Here is a 21450-nt window from a genome sequence, read left to right as displayed (position 1 = left end):
TCGTTCATTATTTCGGGATATAACGATGAGGTTTCGAGATGCGCATCGGCGAATTTCATGATTTTGGAGACCTTGCGCGGGCATTTTTCGGCATTGCGCATTGTGGGTTGCGGCCGCGCCTCCGGAGGGCCAACCGATTCAAGCCGAACTGGATCGGCTCAGCTTAGCTCGGATAAGGGGACGTCATTCTTACGTCACTTCGCTCTTCGAAACGCGATTTGCACCGCCCGGTTCAAGGCGACTGGAAGCACCGACATATGGTTTTCGCCGGGATATTCCTCAAAGACGGCGCGGTCTTCCAGCGCTGCGGAAGCTGTCAGCCGTTCTGTCATCTCCCGTGCATAGCCGATCGTCCGGGTTTCGCGGGCGCGTTCCTGTCTCTTCTGTTCTTCGGCGGTTCCCTTGTGAAACGGGGCCAGTATATCGCCCTCATACTGTCCGGCGGAAAGATGCACTTCGATGTCGAGGGCAGCGGGGTGCGTCTCGAGGAATGCTTTTTCCGCCGAAAGGATCGCCGCATCCTCCCAGAATATGGCCGGGCTCGCCGCGATCCATCGGTTGAAGGCGTTCGGTCGCGAAAACAGGGCATAGAGAGTGAACAAGCCGCCGAAGGAATGGCCGAACAAGCTCTGGCGTGTGCTGTCGATGGCAACCTGTTCTTCGATCCAAGGCTTCAACTGTCCCTCGATGGCGGTGAGGAAAAGCTCACCACCGCCGGTCTTCACGTCCGGACTGTCGGGAAAGAAGGGTGGATAAATGCGGCCGGGGGGCGGGCTCAGATCCCATGAGCGCCGAAGCGGATCATAGGGCTGATCCGAGGGGTAGCCGATGGCGACGATGACGCCTTCGCCGACATTCGTGCCGTTGGGGTAGGAGGATTGCACTTTCAGGGCATCGACCGCCGTTGCGAAGCAGGCATTGCCGTCGGTCAGATACAGCACCGGCCAGCCTTCCGGTGGCGGTGCTTTGGCGGGGCGATAGAGGAAGATGCGATGAGGCTGGTCGGCTCCGTCGAATTGGAGGTCAGCGAAAACCGTATCGGCCATCGTCACGGGCGCAGGCGTTGCATCGCGAAATTGAGGATTGGACATGCTCTCTCCGGGTGGTCGGAATATGGAATCGATCACATGGCAGAGGAGCGATCGGCTCGAAATATGATGAATTTCCTCATATTATGCAGGCAGGGCCATGACAAGTCGCGATCGAGTTCCTAAAGTGCGATCGCCGACCTGCCGCATTGCCGATAAGTGATGTTTTTCAATGATTTTTCACAGGTGACGGTATTGCCAGAAAACAATAGAAACAAAAAAGATGACTGTTATACTCATATATTATTGACGAGAACCCATATGGCGATCTAGTTTGCGCCATCTTTTTCCAAGAGGGTGGGTAGAGCTCGTTATGATGTTTAGATCATATAACAATATCAATATCTTATTGAATAACAGATTCTGCGTTGCACACACGATGACAGCGCTTGCCACATTGTTCATGCTGAGTGGCAACGCCTTTGCTCAGGACGCTTCGAGCAACCAGAATAGCGGCAACGCAACCCAGCTCGCTCCGATCGTCGTCAGCGGCGAGACGAGTGACGCGGCTGACAATTCCAAGATCGCCGCCAAGAAGAGCAGAGGCGCGACCAAGATCGATACGCCGCTCGTCGAGACACCCCGTTCCGTCTCCGTCGTCACCAAGAAGGAGCTGGAGCAGCGCGGCGCGCAGGACATCATCGAGGCGGTGCGCTATTCGGCCGGCGTCCAGACCGGCTCCTATGGTTTCGATCCACGTTTCGATCAGGTCTATATCCGCGGCAATGACGTTACGACCACGGGTGATTTCCGCGATGGCCTGCGCCAACCCTATATGAATTACGGGATGTTCCGCACCGATCCTTATTCGCTCGACCGCGTCGAAGTGATCAAGGGACCGACATCCGTGCTTTACGGCCCCGGCTCGCCGGGCGGCATCGTCAACAAGATCTCGAAGCTGCCGACGGACGAGACGATCCGGGAGGTCGGGGCCGTCTATGGAACATCGGACCGCGCCCAGACGATGTTCGACTTCGGCGGCCGGGTCAATCAGGACGATGACAGCATGCTGTATCGGATCGTCGGTCTCGCGCGAAAGGGCGACACCAATTTCGATATTGCCGACGACCGCTATTTCATCCAGCCGTCCTTCACCTGGAAGCCGGACGAAGCCACGAAATTCACGGTTTACGGCTCGGCACAGTCGACTGAAGGCGATGCCAATGTTGGTGCGCTGACCGGCCCCGACGGCAACGTCCTCAAATTGCGCGCGAGCGATCCGGACTACGACTATCAGAAGACCCGCCAGCAGCAGGTCGGCTACCAGTTCGAGCACGAGTTCGACGGCGGCTTCACCTTCCGTCAGAATCTTCGCTACTCCCATCTGGATCTGAAGGCGCGCTATCTCGGCGTCTACAGCTGGACCGGCAATGTTGCTCATCGCGGCGCAAGTGCAATCAGCGACAAGGTGAATGTCTTCCAGGTCGACAACCAGCTCGAATCCAAGTTCGATACCGGTCCGGCCGCGCATACCGTGCTGTTCGGCTTGGACTACACCCATATGAACGATTCCTTCGCATATGGGTTCGATTCGACCGCCAGCGCGGCCTACGACTTCGATATCGACAATCCGACCTATGGGGTATCCGGCTCGACGCCGGATTATAATTACAGCCGGGTCGCCGCCAGCATGCAGCAGGTCGGCGCCTATGCCCTGGATCAGATCGAACTCGACAGATGGCGCTTCACGCTCGGCGGGCGCCAGACCTGGGTCAAGCAGTCGTCGGATACGACTTATGTCTCTTCCGGAACGAGCACGGACGACAGCCTCAGCAAGCACGCCTTCACAGTCCAAACCGGGGCACTGTATCTGTTCGACAACGGCGTTGCACCCTTCGTCAGCTATTCGACATCCTTCGATCCGGTCACGCAGCGATCCGCCTCCGGCGAAGTCCTGGACCCCACGAAGGGTGAACAATACGAGCTGGGTGTGAAATATCAGCCGCCGGGCACCGACATTCTGCTATCCGCCGTCGCCTATAACCTTGTCGAGAAGAACAAGCCCGTTCTGGTCGATCCGCTGACACTTGTCTATGCCTCGCTTGGCGAGGTTACCAACCGCGGTATCGAGCTGGAGGCCAAGGCGAGCGTTACGGACGGTTGGGACGTGATTGCGGCTTATGCCTACAATCATTCCGAAATCACAGCCGGCGACGACGAAGGTAACGCGCCCGCTGTGACGCCGAAGAATATCGTAAGCCTATGGTCGAATTATACTTTCCAGGACGATTCGGTTGCAAATGGCCTCACGGTCGGCGGCGGCATCCGCTATACGGGCAAGACTTACACCAGCACGGCCAATACCGCCAAGAATGATGCAAGCTTCTATCTGGATGCGGCGCTTTCTTATGATTTCGGTGCAGTCGACAAGAAATACAAAGGTTTGACGGCATCGCTCGACGTCCGCAACATCGCCAATCGTCGCCTGACGGTCTGCAATGAAGGCTATTGCTATCTCGGCCAGGGCCGCAACATCACCGCTTCGCTGAAATATCGCTGGTGATCGCGATGTCGGCGCCGCGCTCGCAATAGCGGGGCGACCGAAATCGATTGGGAAAGGCGGGCTGCGTTCCGGATGCAGCCCGCCTTCTTTTGTTTGTTTATGCGAGATATTGGCCGCCATTGGCGGTCAGCGTCGAGCCGGTGATGAAACCGGCCTCATCGGAAGCGAGGAAGACGACGCATCGGGCGATTTCCTCGGGCTCCCCGAGACGCCCGACGGGTATCTGCGGCAGGATATGCTCCTTCAGCACTTTTTCCGGAATTGCGCGGACCATTTCCGTGCCGATATAGCCGGGGCATACGGCGTTGACCGTGATCCCCTTCGCCGCGCCTTCCTGCGCCAGCGCCTTGGTGAAGCCGATATCGCCGGCTTTCGCGGCGGAGTAGTTGGCTTGCCCCAGCTGGCCCTTCTGGCCGTTGATCGAGGAAATGTTGATGATGCGGCCGAAACTGCGCTCGCGCATGCCCGGCCAGACCGGATGGGTCATGTTGAACAGGCCGTTCAGATTGGTGCCGATGACCATATTCCAGTCCTCAGGCGTGATCCTGTGGAACATGCCGTCGCGGGTGATGCCGGCATTGTTGACGAGCACGTCGATCGGCCCGACGTCGGCCTCGACCCGCGCGATGCCGTCCTTGCAGGCCTGATAGTCGCGAATATCCCATCTGTAGGTGGGAATGCCGGTCCTGTCCTGGAAAGAGCGGGCTTCCGTCTCGTTGCCGACATAGGTGGCCGCGACCCTGTAACCCGCCTGATCGAGAGCGATCGAAATGGCCGCGCCTATCCCGCGCGTGCCTCCTGTTACCAAAGCGACCCGTGTCATCTTGTCTTCCTGTGGTTCGTGTGATTCCGGTTCGTTATCAACCGGGACAGAGGACGTGTTTCGTCATCATCCGCGCCTTCTCTGCAGCAGCAGGATCAGGAGCAGCGGCGCACCGACCAGGGCCGACACGAGGCCCGCCGGAATTTGATAGGGAAAGGCGATCATCCTGCCGAACCAGTCGGCCAGGACCATCAGCCCGCCGCCCGCCAGCGCGGCCGCGAGAAGCTGCGGCATGGCCCGCCTCAAGCCCAGCTCGCGCGCCAGATGTGGTCCCATCAGGCCGATGAAGCTCAAGGGGCCGACGACGAGCGTCGCGGCGGCGGTCATGGCGGCGGCGAGCGAGAAGAGGCAGCCGCGCGCGAGATTGACGCGGATGCCGATCGCCTGCGCCGCCTGCGGCCCGAGCGGCAAAAGGTCGAGCCAGCGGCGGCCAAGGAAGCAGAGCGTCAGGCCGACGGCAGCGGCGATCCCGGCGGCAATGGCTCTGGGGGTATCGACGAGATAGGTCGAGCCTCCCATCCATTGCATGACGATCATGGTGCGCGGGTCGCCGCTTGCGGCGAGAACGCTGATCGAGGCATCCAGCATCGCCCCGAGCGCGATGCCGGTCAGAAGCACGCGTTCCGGTGCGAAACCAGAGCGCATGCCGAAGATGAAAATGGCGATCAGGACCGCCAGCGCGCCGACGCCGCCGGAGCCGAGCTGTGCGGCCATGCCGGGCGCCGGCAGCAGGAAGAGGGCGGCGGTGACGCCGATCGTCGCGCCCGCCGAAATGCCCAGCACTTCCGGGCTTGCCATCTCGTTTCCGGTCAGGCGTTGGAGAATGGAACCGACCGCCGCCAGCATCATCCCGGCCGCGAAGGCGGCGGTCACGCGCGGAAGACGATAGGGTAGGACGTCAGGCCAGTGCAGATAGGCGAGGATGTTCCATGTTCCGTCCGGCGCCCGTCCCAGGAAGAGCGCGCCGGCGAGAAGGAGCAACAGGAGCAGGCCTGCAACCGCAATGAGGATGGGAGATGCATGCTCGACCCGGCTGGTTGCCGTAGAGGCGGCGGACATGTTGCGATGGGCGGCTCTCAGGCGGGGCAGCATGAGCAGCAGCAGGGGCGCACCCAACAGCGCCGTGACCGCGCCGGTCGGCAGGAAGGTGGACGAGGTTCCGACCATCAGCGTCAGTGCCTGATCGGTCAGCAGCAGCATTCCAGCGCCGATCAGCGGCGACCAGAGGAGCTGGCTGCGCATGTGCCGCGCGCCGGCAAGGCGGGCGATGGCGGGCGCGATGAGGCCGACGAAGCCGATGACGCCGACGGCGCTGGTGACGATGGCCGCCAGTGCGATGGCGAGACATACGGCCAGGATGCGCGTTCGCTTCACCGAGAGGCCGAGCCCTGTTGCCCCGCCATCGCCGAGTTCCATCAGCGACAATGGTCGCGCCATCAGAATGGCGAGGGCCGCAAGCACTGCGGTCTTGGGCAACAGCGACAGCGGGATCGCCCAGCTCTGCTGCGCCAGCGACCCCGCGCCCCAGATGAAGAGGCCCGACAGGTAGCGGTCGTTCATCAGGACGAGAATGGCGGCGAGCGCGCCGCTCCAGACGCTGACGATCAGCCCGGCGAGCACGAGGGCGAAGGGCGAGAAGCCGCGCCTTGCGCCGATCGCGAAGACGACGGCTGCCGCGGCGGCGCTGCCGACAAGGGCGACCGCATCCCGGCTCAGGCCGCCGAGCGTCGGAACGGCCAGCATGGCGACGACGAGCGCCAGGTTGGCGCCGGCGGAAATGCCGAGCGTGGTCGGCGAGGCGAGCGGATTGCGCAGCACCTGTTGCAGCAGGCTTCCCGCCAATGCCAATGCCGCGCCGGCCAGAAGCGCGGTGGCGATCCTCGGCAATGTCGAATAGAGGAGCAGGATGCGCAGCGGATCGTAGCTCTCGCTCGATCGCGTCAGCCGAAAGAGGTCAGGGGCGACCTGATGCCAGACGAGGAGTGCAGCCAGGACGAAAAGGCCGGCGGCCACGGCCGGAGCGCCGCGGCTCTGGTGCAAGGGAAGGGACATCAGGCCACCTTTTCGAGATGGTCGAGCAGAATGCGGGCGAAACGCTCGGCCTCCTGCACCATGCCGAACATCAGCGCGCCGGGAAGGACCGAGACGCGCCCCGCCTGCACGAAGGGCAGGCTGGTCCAGAGGGGGCTCTCTTCCAGACTGGAGAGGATATCGGGCGGAATGAGCGGTTCGAACGCGATGAGCCGCAAGCTCTGGTCGAGCGTCGCCAGCTGTTCGATCCCTATGGTCTCGAAACCCCAGAAATTGCCGGAACCCGTCCAGGCATTCCGGAGCCCGATCCGGGTCATGACATTCTGGTAGAGGCCGGCGCCGGCATAGATGCGCGCATGCCGCTGGTCGACGAAATTGACGAGCGCCAGCGGCGGTGGCGCCAGCCGCTGCACGCGCCGGGCGCAGTCGTCGAAGAATTGGTCCGAGCGCGCCAGGAAATCCTTCGCTTCCCGCTCCCGTCCAATGGCGGCGGCGAGCGTCCTCGTTGCCTCGATGGCGCGGGGCAGCGCGTTTCCGCCTTCGGCATAGATCGTCAGTTCCATGGTGGGAGCGATCGGCTCCAGGCGGGGCTTCAGCGGGGCGAGATAGGGCGTTGTCAGGATCAGCGCCGGCTTGAGGCTTGCCAGAATCTCAAGATTGATCTCTGTCGTGGTGCCGAGATCGACGACACCGGCCGGCATCTTCGGTTCCACCACCCATTTGTCCCAATCGGCAAGCGAGGCGATGGCCGCCGGCGTGACACCGAGCGCCAGAAGCGTCGAGGCAAGGCCGTAGTCGAGCGAGACGATAGGCCCGCTGATAGGCGGGGCGGCGCGTGAAAAACCAGGCATCGCGATCATGGCCGCCGCCGCGATCAGCGTATGGCGGCGCGACAGTTTGAGCGCGTGGAAATATCCGTCAGATGACATAGGCTAGCGGCGTTCCGTGTACGGGATGGGCGGTGACGCCCATCTCCGCGCCATAGATGGTTCGAAGGGTTTCCGCTTTCATGAGGCTCGCCGAGGGACCGGTGGCGATCAGCCGGCCAGCCTTCAAGGCATAAAGATGATCGCAAAAATGCGATGCCATGTTGATGTCGTGCAGGACGAGAATGGCGCTCAGGCTTTTCGTGCGGCAGAGGTCGCGCACCAGGCCGAGAACTTCCATCTGATGGGCGATGTCGAGCGCGGAGGTCGGCTCGTCGAGCAAAAGACAGCGGCTGTCCTGCGCCACCAGCATGGCAATCCATACCCGCTGGCGCTCGCCGCCGGAGAGCGTATCGACCGTGCGGTTGGCGAAGTCATCGACATGGGTGAGCCGCATCGCGGTTTCGACTTTCTCCCGGTCGAGGTCGCTGAAGCGGCCGAGCGCGCCGTGCCAGGGATAGCGGCCGCAAGCGACCAGCTCCCGCACGGTCATGCCGGCGGCCGAGGACGTGTCCTGCGGCAGATAGGCGACGGCGCGAGCGAAGGCGCGCGCATCATAGGAAGCGGCGGCCGCACCCTCGAAGAGAAGGTGCCCGCCGCTTGGTTGAATTTGCCGGGCCAACAGCTTGATCAGCGTCGATTTTCCCGAACCGTTATGGCCGATCAGCCCCGAAATCTCCCCGGCTTTGAAGCTCAGATCGAGCGGATGGAGGATCGTTCTTCCCTCCGCTTGGAAATGCAACTTTTCCGTTGCAAAGACGGCGGAGCGGCCATCGGGGGGCGGGAGTGCCGTCTCGTCCGGCACGGGCGCTCTTGCTGGAGATGACGAAGTGGTCAATTGACGGCCTCAAGCGGTTTGACGAAAAACAGGCATGGGTGGTCCTCATGCCAAAGGGTCGGAAAGATCTCGGCGCGGATAAAGCCGTTCCTGTCGTAGAAGGCGCGGGTCGCGTCATATTGTGGCTCGTCCTTGCCGCGCGGCGCCAGCGTCTTCACGGTCAGAAGCCGGCAGCCGGATGCGCGGGCGAAGCGTTCGGCGGCAGTCAGCAAGCGCTTGCCGACGCCGCTGCGGTGATGTTCGCGCCTGGTGGCGATGACCAGAATTTCCATGGCGTCGGGCGGGTGGGATTGCATGGCGACGAAGCCGGCGACGCTGTTGCCGCTGACGCAGCCGAACATCGGCAAGGATTCGATGGCCTGCGCGCAGGCTTCGATCACGTCCGGCTCCGTGAACCAGTCAGAGAGTTCCGACATGATGTCGCGGCAAATGGCACCCTTGTTTTCGGTGATCTCTATCGCGTCTTGCATCTGTGGGTCGTCCGTCATCGAAGAGGCCAATCCGCCTCTGTCATATCTTGTCGCTTGTATCGTCATACCCTCATCTCCCGGAATCGCGCCGGGGGCGTGCGTCGGCCGCCATGTCTCGGTTCCGTCGCCTGATCGGCGTCGAGCGCGATTGCGGCAAGGCAACGGGAGTGGGCTTCCCGCAGCAGTCCGCACACGAGCGCGCAGGAGACGCCGGCCTCCTTGGCGATGATGTTTTGCGGCACATCGTCGAAATAATGTTCCTCATAGAATTTCCGGGTCCGGGCGGGCATAGCCTCGACCGTGCACCGAAAGGCCCTGTAGCCCTCGGCTTCACGCAGATGCTCCTCGGGGCTTCCATAGGACGAGGTCGAGCCGCCGACCTGCTCCTCGACGAACAGACCTCTTTCATATTGCAATCGTCGCATGTGATCGGTCGCAAGGTTGCGCACCATGCGCATCACGTAGGAGGTGGGGGCGGCTATGTCGGTTTTGAGTGGTTTGGAGACCAGCTGCAGGAGAACTTCCTGGACCACGTCTTCGGCGATGGTCATGCAGCCGGTGATCCGGCGGGCCGTGGCCAGGAGCTTGGGGTAGGCGAGAAGCGCTGTTTGAAGTTGCTCATTCGATATCGACTGCGAAGAATTGGCGATCATATCGGGCTCTTTCTAAAATCAAAAGTTGCATTTCGATCTGCCCCTCTGTTTTGCCGCACCCTAAAAAACATGATAATAATAGTCAACATAAAATCGAGAAAGCAGACGCTTCCTTTCGTATTTTCTTATATCCCATTTATTTCATTGGGTTTTTAGCCGGTTAAAGCTGAATTCCGGGGAGAAAACCCGATGCCGCCAAATCGGATCGGCGATGGGGCAGCAGCTTGCGAGTGCCCAAAAAAGCTGTGATCCTCGCGCAGCCGATCTTCGCCCGAACAGACGAACACCCGGCTGCTTGAGGGAAGGGAAACTATATTTCTGGTTGTATTTTCCGTATCGAATGTCAAGCTTCTGAGATCGGTCGGAAAGAATGAGCACCGCGCAGATGCAAGCTGTGCAGCTCGATCCGCGCGATGTTCGTTGTAGCTGCCGACGAACGCAGGCTATTCCGCGGCCTGTCCCATATGCGAGGAGAAGAGGGATTCTCGTCCTTGGGACTCCCATTGAACGAAGGGATCGAGCTGGCCGAGGTCGAAATGCGCGTGGCCGAGCAGCGAGTTGGCGATCACGGCACTGCGCCATGCGGCAAGGCTGAGTTGCGGTTCGGCAATGCCGTGGCTGTGTCGACCGGCGTTGAGAACGAAGATGCGATTCTCGCTCGGACCATCCCATACCACGGAGAAATCACTCGCCAGAACGGGCTCGCCGATGGAATTGTAGGACATGCGCTCCTTGAGCGAATGCAGGAATTCCGGAAGCACGAAGCGGTAGCCGGTGGCAAGTATGACCAGGTCTACTTCGATCGTCTCGATGCTGTCGTCGAAACCGTTGCGCATGGTCAGCTCGATCTCGGGCCCGTTGCGGACGGCTTCCACCACGTCGCGATAGGGCCGCAGGAACAGGCCTGCATCGACGGCGGAGGGCGTATCGAACCGCCGCTCGTAGAGGCGCCGATAGAGCTTCTTCAGGGTCGAGGCGGAGACGCCGTCGCTGGCGAGCACCTGGCGGCGTGTATGGGTGATCCGCAGATCCTCCGACAGGCCGTGGAATTTTTCCATATAGCTCGGGGTGAAGAGTTCGTTGGTGAACGGGGTGGCGTCGAGCGGCTCGAAATTGGGCCGGCGGCTGACCCAGTAGATCGAGCTGACCGTGTCCAGGTCCAAGAGGGCGTCGACCATTTCCGCCCCGCTCTGGCCGCCGCCGATCACCGCGACGCGCGGGGCCTTGACGTCGCCGAGGCGCGCAGCTGCTTCGCTGTTGTGGAATGCCATGGATTTGGGCAGCGTTTCCGCCCAGGCGGGCCGCGATGGCAGCTTGCCGACGCCGACCGAGAGATTGCGGGCCTGAACGCGCTCGCTATCGGTATCGACGGAAAACAGGCCGTCAGCGGCGCACACCTCGCGCATGCTGGTCCCGAAACGCAGCGACGTCACGCCCCGCGCGACCCAGCCGAGATAATCGGCAAATTCGCGGCGCGGCACGGCCTCATATTCGGCATTGAGGAACTGATAGAAGCGCTTGTGCTTCACCAGATAGGACAGGAAACTCCAGGGGCTGGTGGGATTGGTGGCGGTCACCAGATCCTTGAGAATGGATGTCTGCATTTCGGCGCCGGGCAGCAGCATTCCCGGATGCCAGGCAAAGCTCGGCCGCTTTTCGAAGAAGCGGACCGACAGGGCGGGGATGGAGTCAAGCTGAGCGGCGAGGCTGAGGTTGAACGGACCAATTCCGGCCCCGGCGAGGTCGAGCACTTGAGATGTCATGATGCAACTCCAGAATGATGTCGAAAAAGCGGATTACTTGGCCCGGCCGCGCGAAAGGGCCGATACCTCGAAGGCCTGGTCGAGCCGGCGGGCAAAGCGCTGATGGAACGGCGTCTTGCCGATGATGGTCAGATGGTTCGTGCCGTTGACGATCTCGGAGGCGGTGGCGTTGGGCGAATAGCGGCGCCAGTCGATGACGTTCAGCGAACGCGTCAGCGAATCTTCGGCCGCAAAGGCATGAATGCGGAAATCCGCCGGCTGCAGGCGATAGTTCCGGAAGATCATCGCATTGTCGATCAAGATCCAGAACGTATGCTCCTCCGAGCCGATATCCGGACCATCCGACGGCAACTTGACGTCATGCTTGACGATGTGATGCAGGAACTGTTCGTAGACCTCTTCATTCATGGCGGCGAACAGGCGCAGCCAGTCGTCGCGCATCGGCGTCGCCGCAAGCCAACGCTGGACCTTTTCATGAGTTCGGTCCCGCACACCGTCTTCGAAGCGCGGCATGATGCCGAGGGTGAATTCCTCGTCCATGTCGCAGACATCGACCATGCCGATCATGCGTAGATCGATGTCCTTGCCGAGCTGCTGGGCGGCCTCATAGGCCAACAGCCCGCCCCAGGACCAGCCGAGGAAAGCGCAGGGGCGTCCCTTCGCCTGCTTGCGGACGGCTTCGGCATAGCGTGCGGTGATATCCTCGACACGCGTGCTCAATGCCTTGGTTTCGGTGAGCGAGTAGCAGATGAAGCCGGTTGCCGGCTGTTCCGGGCCGAGATAGTCGACGAGCCGCATATATTCGCGGGTGCTGACCAGCAGACCGGGGAAGCAATAGAGGAGCGGCCGGTCGCCGCTGCGGCGCAGATAGACCATGTCGACGCCGGTCTCGTCGCGCGTGCCGTCGATGGCCAGCGCCAGATCGCGGATGGTCGGATGGTTGAACATGTCGGCGATGGTCAGCGGCCATTCCGGGTGCCGGCTCTTGATCCGGGAGACGATGCGCACCGCCGCCAGCGACTGGCCGCCGATGTCGAAGAAGTTCTCGGTGACGCCGATGTCCGGGATGTCGAGAATGTCCTTCCAGGCCTCGAGGATGACCTTTTCCTTGTCGTTTTCCGGCGGAAGCATCTCTCTTTCCATCCGGGGCGCGGGAAGGGCGCCGCGATCGAGCTTGCTGTTCGGCCCCATCGGAAGCGCGTCCAGCAGCATGATGGTCTGCGGCACCATGTAATCGGGAAGGGCGGCCACGGCGGCGCGGCGCAGGTCCGTGACGCTCAGCGTCTCGCCCTCGCGCGGCACGACATAGGCGACCAGCGAGCTGCGCCCGCCTTCATGATGCAGCAGCACCACCACCTCGGCCACGTTCGGATTGGACCGCAGCACCGCCTCGATCTCGCCCGGCTCGATGCGATAGCCGCGCAGCTTGATCTGGTGATCGACGCGGCCGGCAAATTCCACGATGCCGTCCTCGCGCCAGCGGCCGAGATCGCCGGACTTGTAGAGCCGCCCGCCGGTTTCCGAGAAAGGATCGGGGATGAAGCGTTCCTCGGTCAGCTCCGGCAGACCGAGATAGCCGCGCGCCAGACCACTGCCGCCGATATGGATTTCGCCGATCACACCGACCGGTACCGGTGCGAGATCGGCGTCGAGCACATAGATGCGCCTGTCGCCGACGCCCCGGCCGATCGGCGCGACGGTCCCCTCGAAACGGGTGCCCGCCGGGATTTTCCAGATCATCGGGGTCATGATCGTTTCGGTCGGGCCGTAGCCGTTGATCAGCAGCTGCGCCTGCAGGTTCTCGGTGATCATGTCGAAGACGGCTTGCGACAGTGCCTCGCCGCCGAACGAATAGAGCCGCAGACGCGGTATGTCCTTGTTTTCGCCGCCATACTCGGCAAGGCCGCGCACGTAGCTCGTGGGCAGGCTGGCATTGTTGACGCCATGTTTGCGCATCATCGCAAAGGCGTCTTCCGGGGTCGCCAGTTTGTCCTGTGTCAGCACGACACCGCCGCCTGCCATCAGCGGAACCATCCAGCGCTCATGGCCGCCGTCGGAGGTGAAGGGCAGAACGGGATACTCGCAGGATTCCTCGCTCATCTCGTAGATGCGCAAGGTCGCCTTGCAATGATGGGCAAGTGGCCCATGCTCGACCGCGACACCCTTTGGCACGCCCGTGGAGCCTGAGGTGTAGATCACGTAGGCGAGCTGGTTGGCAGCGATCGTGGAAGAGGGAGGCTCCGCACTTTCGCAGGACAGATCGACATCGTCGAGATTGAGCATCGGCGTTGTGATGTCGTTCGGCAGATTGGCGATGAAGCGCTTGCGGGAGATGACCAGCGAGAGGCCGGGCGCGCTCAGAATATGCCGGTTACGGGCTTCGGGATGATCCGGCTCGACCGGCGTGAAGGCGCCGCCCGATTTCAGCACAGCGAGAATGGCAATGATCGCATCGATCGATTTGTCGAGCGCGATCGCAACGCGCTTTTCCGGGCCGAGGCCCATCGCGACCAGCCGGTTGGCCAGTCGATTGGCGGCGGTTTCGAGATCGCCATGGGTGATGGTTTTTTCGCCCTGCGCAACGGCGAAGGCGTTGGGGCGCCGGCGGGCTTGCGCCGAAATCACCTCATGGACCGGCACGCCGTCATCCGCTTCCGGCTGGTCGGGATAGGGGGCGGAAAGCCGGTCGAGTTCCTCGCGCGAAACGAAGGGGATGTCCCTGATCCTCGCTTCCGGGCTGGTCTGAAGCTGGGTGAGGGCCGTGATCAGATCATTGGCGAAGCGGGTGATGTGATCGCGATCGTATTTCTGCGGGTCGAAGCCGAAGCCGATCTTGGCGCCGTCCGGGGAGATGCCGGATACCGTGATAACGAGCTCGGCATCGCGGCGGGCCGGTGGTTCGACAAGCGTGCGTGCCGCGGTTTCCTGCCCGGCCGTCTCGAAGCGGAAGGCGGGCCTGACGTCGAGAAGCGTTTTGACGAGGCTGGTGGTGTCGAAAAGCTCGTCCCGCCGCAGCAGCGCTTCCGCCAGTCCCTCGAAAGGAAGGGCTTGCGCGGCGGCGGCCTTCGCGCTTGCGGCGAGCGCGTTGCGGGTCTCCTGAAGCGTAAGTCCGCCGGCGATGTCCGAGGTCACCACAAGGACGTCTTCCATGCGGGCCGTAACCGTGGCCTTGTCCGGTCGCGTGACCAGGCCGATCCGCTGCGTGCCATATCCGGAAAAGCGGCGCAGGGCGATGGCGAGAGCGGCCAGCATGTCGCGGGAGAGGTCCGCGGTGATGGTATCGCTTGTTGCATAATTCAGTGCCGGGGTCTGGAGGATATGCTCGCACCAGGCGGTGTCCTCGATATCCTTGGCGGTGGATGCATGCGGTGTAAGCGCGGCGATATTGTCCTGCGCCGTCAGTTGCCGGAACCAGAAATCCACCCGCTCGGCGGAGGGATTGCAGGGCGCGGCATGGTCTATCATCCATGCTCCGGCATCGGCGCGCGCGGTGCTCTCTTCGCCGCCGGCACCGGTGATCGTCTGGAGGAAATCGGTTACGAGCCGGTCGAGCGCCACCGTATCGCCGATGACGGCATGCAGCGAAAACAGTACGCCGACTGCTTGTTGTCGCTGGATAAACAGGGTGAAGCGCACCGGCTGTCCCGTCTGCAGGTCTAGCAGACGCCGTCTCTCCTCTTCGGCGACGGTGGGCAGAACTTCATCGATGCTGTCATCGTCGGAGAGGCTCCGTTCGATAATCTCGATGCGCCGCGCATCGCCAAGGCTTTGATAGACAGCGCCGCCGGGACGTGCTTCGAAATTGCGGGCGATCAAGGGATGACGATCCGACAGGCCGGCCAGCGCCTCGCGTGCCGCCGAGGGTTCCGTTGCGGCGAAAGCAACTCCCAGCATCTGCCGTCCGAAGACGGCTTCGTTACCGGTCTCGGACAGAAGCCAGATTCGCGATTGCGTCGCCGACAACGGGCATATCGCGACATGATCCGAGCTGTTTGCCGCCGTGGCTTTTCTATCGTGAATTGTCATCTCTTTGCAGGTCTCCGAGTTGCAATTGAAGCAGCAATCGAAATCGCGAAATCATGTCATTTATAATTTCGCGCATGGTGAGTGTTCATAAGTATTTATATTAATAATACTTATGATTATTCAGTTTTGTATTGGATGTTTTCGTTTCTAAATTCGATGCGGCTGTAAGACGAACGGGAAGATCCGAAATTCAGAAAAAATTTGAAAAATAAATTTGAGAAATATTTTGAATTCCAGCTTCCGCCATTCGTCTCTGCGGGATCAACGCTGCGCCCGATCTTGCGGGCGCTGGCTGGCACGAGCCAGGATTTGGAGACTGAAAATGGATGCTTTTGTTGCAACACCGCGTGAAACCGCGGCTGGCCGATCATTGGGGCCGCGCCTGCCGCCCGAGGGCTTTGCCAGCCATGCGCTCGCGCTCGGCCTGCCGGTCGTGGTTCTGCCGGTGCCCGATGGTTTCCGCGTCAAGCATCAGGGGCGCGAGGTTGCTTCAGGGCGTTTTTCAGGCGCTTTGAACCCGCGGCTGACATTCGACACAGTGTCGCAGACCACGGAGCTTGCTGCCGAGGACATCGTCAATGCCGTGCTGGATGCAGTCCTGGCCTGCAATCCGGAGCCGGGCCATGTCGAGCTTGCCATTGGAGATGAGGTTGTTTTGGGACGCTTGCCGGCATCGGGTGCGGTCGAGCGTTGCGACGAGCGCCTTGTCGTGCGTCCGGAAGCCTTCTTCCAGCAGGCGAAGCCTTGGCTGGGAGGCAATCCCGCCGTCTATCCCGACACACCGGTCCTGACGAATGGCGTCCTGCATCCCCGGCGGCCGCCGAAGCCGGTCGGCTCTGTCTATAACCGGTTCATTCCCTGGCTGAACACGCCGCTTGGCTTTCATGTCGCCGATATCGAGGCGGATCTTCCGCATTTTCACCGCTGGATGAACGATCCGCGCGTGGCGGCGATCTGGGAGGACAATGGCGAGCTTTCCTATCATCGCGATTTCATCGCCAGCCGGCTGGCCGATCCCCGCACGTTGCCGCTGATCGGGACCTTCGGCGGCGTACCCTTCGGCTATTTCGAACTCTACTGGGCCAAGGAGGACCGCATCGGCCCGCATTACGAGGCGGATGGCCATGATCGCGGCTGGCATGTGGCGATCGGCGAGGATGCCTTCCGTGGCAAGGCCTTCGTCAGCGCCTGGCTGCCGTCGCTGATGCATTACATGTTCCTGGCCGATCCGCGCACGCGCCGCATCGTCGGCGAGCCGATCCACCATCATCACCAGCAGATCCGCAATCTCGACCGATCCGGTTTCGCCAAGGTTAAGCACATCCAGTTCCCGCACAAGAAGGCCTTGCTGGTGATGCTCCTGCGCGAGCGGTTCTTCATGGACCGGCTGCTGTCGCCCGATCTTTCCGGCCTGACCGGGGAAGACGGCTTGCCGGCGCTCGGCTCGCTCATCCGGGAAGCGGCACGATGAAAGCTGCCGTCGATATGAACGATCCGCGTCTGATGCGGCTCGTTCTGACGGTCGCGCTGCCGGCGGTGGCCGGATTGGCGGCAAGCGCCGGCCATCATGCCGTCAACGCGATTTTTCTGGGTGCGCTCGGGCCGGAGGTGCTGGCCGGCATCAGCCTGGTCATGCCCTTGTTCCTGCTGGTTGCGGCAACCGGCCAGGGGCTGGGCATCGGGCTTGCCACGCTGCTGGCGCGGCGTCTCGGCGAGGGCGATGTGAGCGGAGCCTCCTCGGTGGCGGTGACGGCATTGGCGGCAACGGTGCCGATCGGTATCGTCCTGTCGGTGCTCATCTATCTCGGGCTACCCAGTTTCGTCGGCGTATTGGGTGCCGGTGACGAGCTACTCGCTCCCGGTCTCACCTATGGGCGGCTGGTGGCGATCGGCGTCACGCTCGGGCTGCTGCAGACGGTCTGCGATTTCATCGCGATCGCCGAGGGAAATTCGCGCTTCTCGATGATCGTGCTGATTTCGAGCTTCGCGCTCAACGCCATTCTCGATCCGGTCTTCATCTTCCTCTTCGATTTCCGCGAGGCGGGAGCCGCTTTCGCGACGATCCTTTCGGCTGTCGCCGCTCTTGTCTGCTATGCCGTCTATTTCCTGCGCGGCTGGGGCATGGTCAGGGTTAGGGCGCAATTGCTGCATGTCGGGCTGCTGCGGCCGATTGCGCGGATCGGTGTTCCCGCGGCCGCAACCAGCATCGTTACCGGCCTCGGTTTCGTTGCCTTTCTGCGCGAGGCGGCCGTTCATGGCGGCGACGCCGGCGTTGCCGCCACCGCGATCGCCATCCGCCTCATGACCCTCGGCCAGCTTCCCGTCTTCGGCTTCTGCCTCGGCGCGCAAAGCGTCGTCAGTCATGCCTTTGGGGCCGGCGATCACACCCGCGTCAAGGCCATCGTGCGCCTGATGCTGGCGGTGACGATCCCGGTTGCGACGCTTTACGCCGTGCTGCTGTTCCTTGCGGCCGAACCCATCGCCCGTCTGTTCACCGATAGTCCAGCAGTAGCCGCCCAGGCGGCCGATTGCCTGCGGGCGCTGTTTCCGATCTTTCCGCTGGCGGCGTTCCAGTCGGTTCTGCTGGTCATGCTGCAGTCGCGGGGCAGGGCGGGTCTTTCCGCCCTGGTTGGGCTCGCACCGCAGGGCTACGTGCTGATCCCGTTCCTGCTGCTGCTGCCGCTCTGGATGGGTTTTGCCGGCGTAGCCCTTGCCCCGGCGGCGGCCGCGATTCTCGCCGCCATGATCGGCCTCGTCGTTGCCCGGCGCGAATGGCTGGCCATCCTTCCGACAAGCCCAGGCCGACTGGTCGGCCAACCGACACTCAATCCCTGAAAAACGAGGAACGCCATGAACGAGACCCCCAGGTTTGATGCCTATCAAAGAGCCATCCCGGAACAGCTCCTGCCTGTACGGGACGATCCGTTCGATGCGGCCGTACCGCCGATCTACCAGACGTCGCTGTTCCTGTTCGACAGCTACAAGGAGCTTGAGGACGTCTTTGCCGGCCGCTCGAAGAAGCCGATCTATTCACGCGGCGACAATCCGACGGTGATGCTGCTGGAGCGCCGGATCGCCGAGATGGAAGGGGCCGAGGAAGCCCGCGCCTTTGCGAGCGGCATGGGCGCCATCGCCGCGTCCGTGCTTGCCTTCGTCGGACCCGGCGACCGGATCGTCACCGTCCGGCATGTCTATAGCGACGCCTTCCGCTTCTTCGAGAAGGTGCTGAAACGCTTCGGCGTCATTGTCGATTATGTCGACGGCACCGACACCGAGGCGATGCTGGCGGCGTTGCCCGGCGCCAAGCTCGCCTATCTGGAAAATCCGACCTCGATGGTGTTCGAGCTGCAGGATCTGACCGCCATCGCCGAGGCGGCCCGCCGCCATGGGGTCATCACCATCGTCGATAATTCCTGGGCGACGCCGCTCTACCAGAACCCGCTTGCCGTCGGCATCGATCTGGTGATCCATGCGGCATCGAAATATCTGGGCGGCCAGAGCGATACGGTTGCCGGCCTCGTTGCCGGATCGCGCGAGCTGATCGCCAAGATCAACAGCGAGATCTATCCCTATACCGGGGCCAAACTCGCGCCATTCGAAGCCTGGCTCGTGCTGCGCAATCTCGAAACCCTGCCGTTCCGCATACGCCATCATCATGAAGCGGGCCTTGAGGTGGCCAACTGGCTGAAATCCTCCAGCGCGGTGGGGAATGTCATGCATCCGGCTTTTGCGGACCATGCCGGCAAGAAGACCTTCAGCGGGTTTGGCGGGCTCTTCTCCTTCGAGGTGGCCGAGAATATCGATGTCGCCACTTTCGTCGACGCCCTGCGGCTCGTGCGGATCGGCGTCAGCTGGGGCGGGCCGGAAAGCCTCGTCGTGCCGGCCAAGGCCGCTCTGAGCATTTCGCCGGAGACGAATGTCTTTGCGCGCTTCGGCGTCAGCGAGCGGACGATCCGCCTGAATGTCGGTCTTCACGATGCCAAGAACGTCATCGCCGATCTGGAGCAGGCATTGGCTGCCGCTGCGAAGTAAAGCTTTCCGAAGCTTTGACAAAAAAATGCGAGACGGGCGGAGTGGCAACTGCATTCCGCCCGTATTACTGTCGCGCCGCATCCTCCAAACCGACCGAGAGACAATGACCATCCCTTCCAACGATACCCTGACCACGCTCGCCGCCGAATATGGTACGCCGCTATGGGTCTATGATGCCGAAGCCATCCGCCGCCGCGTTGCGCAGTTATCCGCTTTCGATGTCATCCGCTTTGCCCAGAAGGCCTGTTCGAACATTCATATCCTGCGGGAGATGCGCAACCAGGGCGTCCACGTCGATGCCGTCAGCCTCGGCGAGATCGAGCGGGCCGTGCGCGCGGGCTTTGCCGCCCATGGCGCTGACGGCGCGGCCGAGATCGTTTTCACCGCGGATGTCTTCGATCGTCCGACCCTTGATCGTGTTGTGGCCGACGGCATCGAGGTCAATATTGGCTCGATCGACATGCTGCATCAGCTCGGTCCGCGCTCGCCGGGGCACCGGGTCTGGCTGCGCGTCAACCCCGGCTTCGGCCATGGCCACAGCAACAAGACCAATACCGGCGGCGAAAACAGCAAGCACGGCATCTGGTTCGAACAGCTGCACGAGGCGGTCGCGGCCGTGCGCGAGCACTCCCTGACGCTCGTCGGCCTGCACATGCATATCGGCTCGGGCGTCGATTATGGGCATCTGCAGCGCGTTTGCGGCGCGATGGTCGGCTTCTGCCGCGATCTCGATATCGATCTTGAAGCGATTTCCGCCGGCGGCGGGCTTTCCGTGCCCTATAAGCAAGGGGAGGAGGAGATCGATCCCGCTCACTATTTCTCGCTGTGGGACGAGGCGCGCCGGCAGGTCGAGGCGCATGTCGGGCACCCGGTCCGGCTGGAGATCGAGCCCGGACGTTTCCTGACGGCCGATTCCGGCGTGCTCCTGGCGGAGGTACGTGCGGTCAAGATCATGGGCAGCAACAGGTTCACGCTGGTCGATGCCGGTTTCAGCGATCTTGCCAGACCCGCCATGTATGGCAGCTATCACCATATATCCGTCATTCCCAATGCGGAACCGCGCGAACGGTCCACGGCCACGCTGCCGACCGTCGTTGCCGGCCCCTTGTGTGAATCCGGAGACGTCTTCACGCAGACGGAATTTGGCACGGTGGAGCGCCGGGATCTGCCCGAAACGCATGTCGGCGATTATCTCGTCTTTCACGGGACCGGCGCCTATGGCGCGACCATGTCGTCGAACTACAATAGCCGGCTTTATGCTCCTGAAGTGCTTCTGGACCAGGGAAAGCACCGGCTGATCCGCCGGCGCCAGACATTGGACGAGCTGCTCGAGCTCGAGGATCTCTAGACGGTCGATCCGAGTTGCCGAGGCCGCGCTATACGGGCTCGGATGGCTCCGGGAGTCCTTCCGGTGTGGAAAACCGCCGCGATTTCCAGCTTGTCAGAGCGGTGCGGCCGGATGCGGTGATCCGTCATAGGCGCCCCAGATCGATTGATCAAAGCAGATGACGGAGCCGGTCATCAGGCCGGATTCGGCCGATGAGAGATAGGCGCAGGCGCGCGCCACCTCCTGCGGATCGACGAGACGGCCGAAGGGCTGGCTCGCCGCTGCCTTTTCCAGCCAGTCGGATGGCGCGTCGTGATATTCCCTTTGAATCCGGTCCTCGCCTTCGGAGGCCATCCAGCCAATATTGAGGCCATTGACGCGGATGCGGTTGCGCAGGAGCGAATAGGCCGTGTTCTTCGTCAATGTTTCCAGCGCGCCCTTGGAGGCGCAATAGGCGGCGATGAAGGGCTGGCCCGCCTTGGCGGACATCGAGCCGATATTGACGATCGTGCCTTCGATCGCCTCGCGCCGCATGATCTTGACGGTCTCCTGCATCAGGAAGAACGGTGCGCGGACATTGACGGCGAACATCGTGTCGAAGAGTTCCGGGCTGGTGTCGAGGATGGTGCCGCGATCGGTGATCGCCGCGGCATTCGCCAGCGCGTCGACACGGCCGAAGGTCCGGTCGCAGGCATGGACGACATTGCGGGCATCCTCGACATTGCCGAGATCGGCCTTGACGTAGACGACCTTCGCGCCCGTCGCCGCGGCGATTTCATCCGCCTTGGCCTTGCCCTTCGCCTCGTTGCGGCCGCAGATGACGATGCCTTTGGCGCCGCGCTCGGCGAACAGGCGGGCGATGATGGCGCCCAGTCCCTGCGTGCCGCCGGTGACGATGGCGATCTTGCCGTCGAGGCGGCTGTGGTCCGTGCTCATAGGGTTCCTCCCGGAAATGGTTCGATGGGTATGC

The 21450-nt window shown here is 62.2% G+C and carries 15 protein-coding genes; 5 read left to right on the top strand and 10 right to left on the bottom strand.

What is annotated here, in order from left to right:
* Positions 1-194: 194 nt before the first annotated feature.
* Entirely contained in the window at positions 195-1091 is an 897-nt protein-coding gene (locus tag FHX11_RS12380) for an alpha/beta hydrolase-fold protein (RefSeq protein ID WP_184357923.1), read from the bottom strand.
* 376 nt (positions 1092-1467) lie between these two features.
* Here FHX11_RS12380 and FHX11_RS12375 point away from each other — a divergent pair, with 376 nt between their 5' ends.
* Entirely contained in the window at positions 1468-3591 is a 2124-nt protein-coding gene (locus FHX11_RS12375; RefSeq protein ID WP_348649702.1) for a TonB-dependent siderophore receptor, read from the top strand.
* A gap of 97 nt (positions 3592-3688) precedes the next feature.
* Here the strand turns inward: FHX11_RS12375 and FHX11_RS12370 are convergent, their stop codons facing one another.
* The 8 genes from FHX11_RS12370 to FHX11_RS12335 all read right to left on the bottom strand — a co-directional run bounded on the left by FHX11_RS12370 (position 3689) and on the right by FHX11_RS12335 (position 15058).
* Positions 3689-4414, bottom strand: coding sequence for a beta-ketoacyl-ACP reductase (locus tag FHX11_RS12370; protein WP_184357921.1), 726 nt, complete (start codon positions 4412-4414; stop codon positions 3689-3691).
* A 66-nt stretch (positions 4415-4480) separates the two neighbouring features.
* Complete coding sequence (gene fhuB, locus FHX11_RS12365) at positions 4481-6466, bottom strand: Fe(3+)-hydroxamate ABC transporter permease FhuB (protein WP_184357920.1); 1986 nt, start codon at positions 6464-6466, stop codon at positions 4481-4483.
* A complete protein-coding gene (locus tag FHX11_RS12360; RefSeq protein WP_184357919.1) occupies positions 6466-7374 on the bottom strand; it encodes an iron-siderophore ABC transporter substrate-binding protein in 909 nt (302 codons plus the stop codon). The genes fhuB and FHX11_RS12360 overlap by 1 nt, the downstream gene beginning before the upstream one ends.
* Positions 7364-8176: an ATP-binding cassette domain-containing protein gene (locus FHX11_RS12355; protein WP_184357918.1), complete on the bottom strand. Its 813-nt coding sequence runs from the start codon at positions 8174-8176 to the stop codon at positions 7364-7366. The genes FHX11_RS12360 and FHX11_RS12355 overlap by 11 nt, the downstream gene beginning before the upstream one ends.
* 29 nt (positions 8177-8205) lie before the next feature.
* Positions 8206-8679 (bottom strand): GNAT family N-acetyltransferase, encoded by a 474-nt coding sequence (locus FHX11_RS12350; protein ID WP_184357917.1) that lies wholly within the window; start codon positions 8677-8679, stop codon positions 8206-8208.
* Positions 8680-8741: 62 nt separating this feature from the next.
* Positions 8742-9332: a sigma-70 family RNA polymerase sigma factor gene (locus tag FHX11_RS12345; RefSeq protein WP_184357916.1), complete on the bottom strand. Its 591-nt coding sequence runs from the start codon at positions 9330-9332 to the stop codon at positions 8742-8744.
* Between the two features lie 443 nt (positions 9333-9775).
* Complete coding sequence (locus FHX11_RS12340; protein WP_184357915.1) at positions 9776-11095, bottom strand: lysine N(6)-hydroxylase/L-ornithine N(5)-oxygenase family protein; 1320 nt, start codon at positions 11093-11095, stop codon at positions 9776-9778.
* 33 nt (positions 11096-11128) lie between these two features.
* Positions 11129-15058, bottom strand: coding sequence for an amino acid adenylation domain-containing protein (locus FHX11_RS12335; protein WP_246780968.1), 3930 nt, complete (start codon positions 15056-15058; stop codon positions 11129-11131).
* Positions 15059-15443: 385 nt separating this feature from the next.
* On the opposite strand from FHX11_RS12335, the gene FHX11_RS12330 reads away from it, so the two are divergent.
* The 4 genes from FHX11_RS12330 (at position 15444) to lysA (ending at position 20501) form a co-directional block, all read left to right on the top strand.
* Entirely contained in the window at positions 15444-16592 is a 1149-nt protein-coding gene (locus tag FHX11_RS12330) for a GNAT family N-acetyltransferase (RefSeq protein WP_184357913.1), read from the top strand.
* Positions 16589-17956, top strand: a complete 1368-nt coding sequence (locus tag FHX11_RS12325) for an MATE family efflux transporter (RefSeq protein WP_184357912.1) — start codon at positions 16589-16591, stop codon at positions 17954-17956. Before FHX11_RS12330 ends, FHX11_RS12325 begins: the two co-directional genes overlap by 4 nt.
* Before the next feature lie 15 nt (positions 17957-17971).
* Positions 17972-19153 (top strand): PLP-dependent transferase, encoded by a 1182-nt coding sequence (locus FHX11_RS12320; protein ID WP_184357911.1) that lies wholly within the window; start codon positions 17972-17974, stop codon positions 19151-19153.
* A gap of 103 nt (positions 19154-19256) precedes the next feature.
* On the top strand, positions 19257-20501 hold the full coding sequence (lysA, locus tag FHX11_RS12315) for a diaminopimelate decarboxylase (RefSeq protein WP_184357910.1): 1245 nt from the start codon (positions 19257-19259) through the stop codon (positions 20499-20501).
* A 93-nt stretch (positions 20502-20594) separates the two neighbouring features.
* Here lysA and FHX11_RS12310 read toward each other — a convergent pair whose 3' ends face one another.
* The gene (locus tag FHX11_RS12310; RefSeq protein ID WP_184357909.1) at positions 20595-21416 is read right to left on the bottom strand and encodes an SDR family oxidoreductase; all 822 of its coding nucleotides are present in this window, start codon (positions 21414-21416) and stop codon (positions 20595-20597) included.
* Positions 21417-21450 lie beyond the last annotated feature (34 nt).

Source organism: Rhizobium sp. BK602, assembly GCF_014195095.1.
GTDB lineage: Bacteria > Pseudomonadota > Alphaproteobacteria > Rhizobiales > Rhizobiaceae > Rhizobium.
Note: the sequence above shows the minus strand (reverse complement) of the source record. Positions and strands in the feature narration are given on the sequence as shown.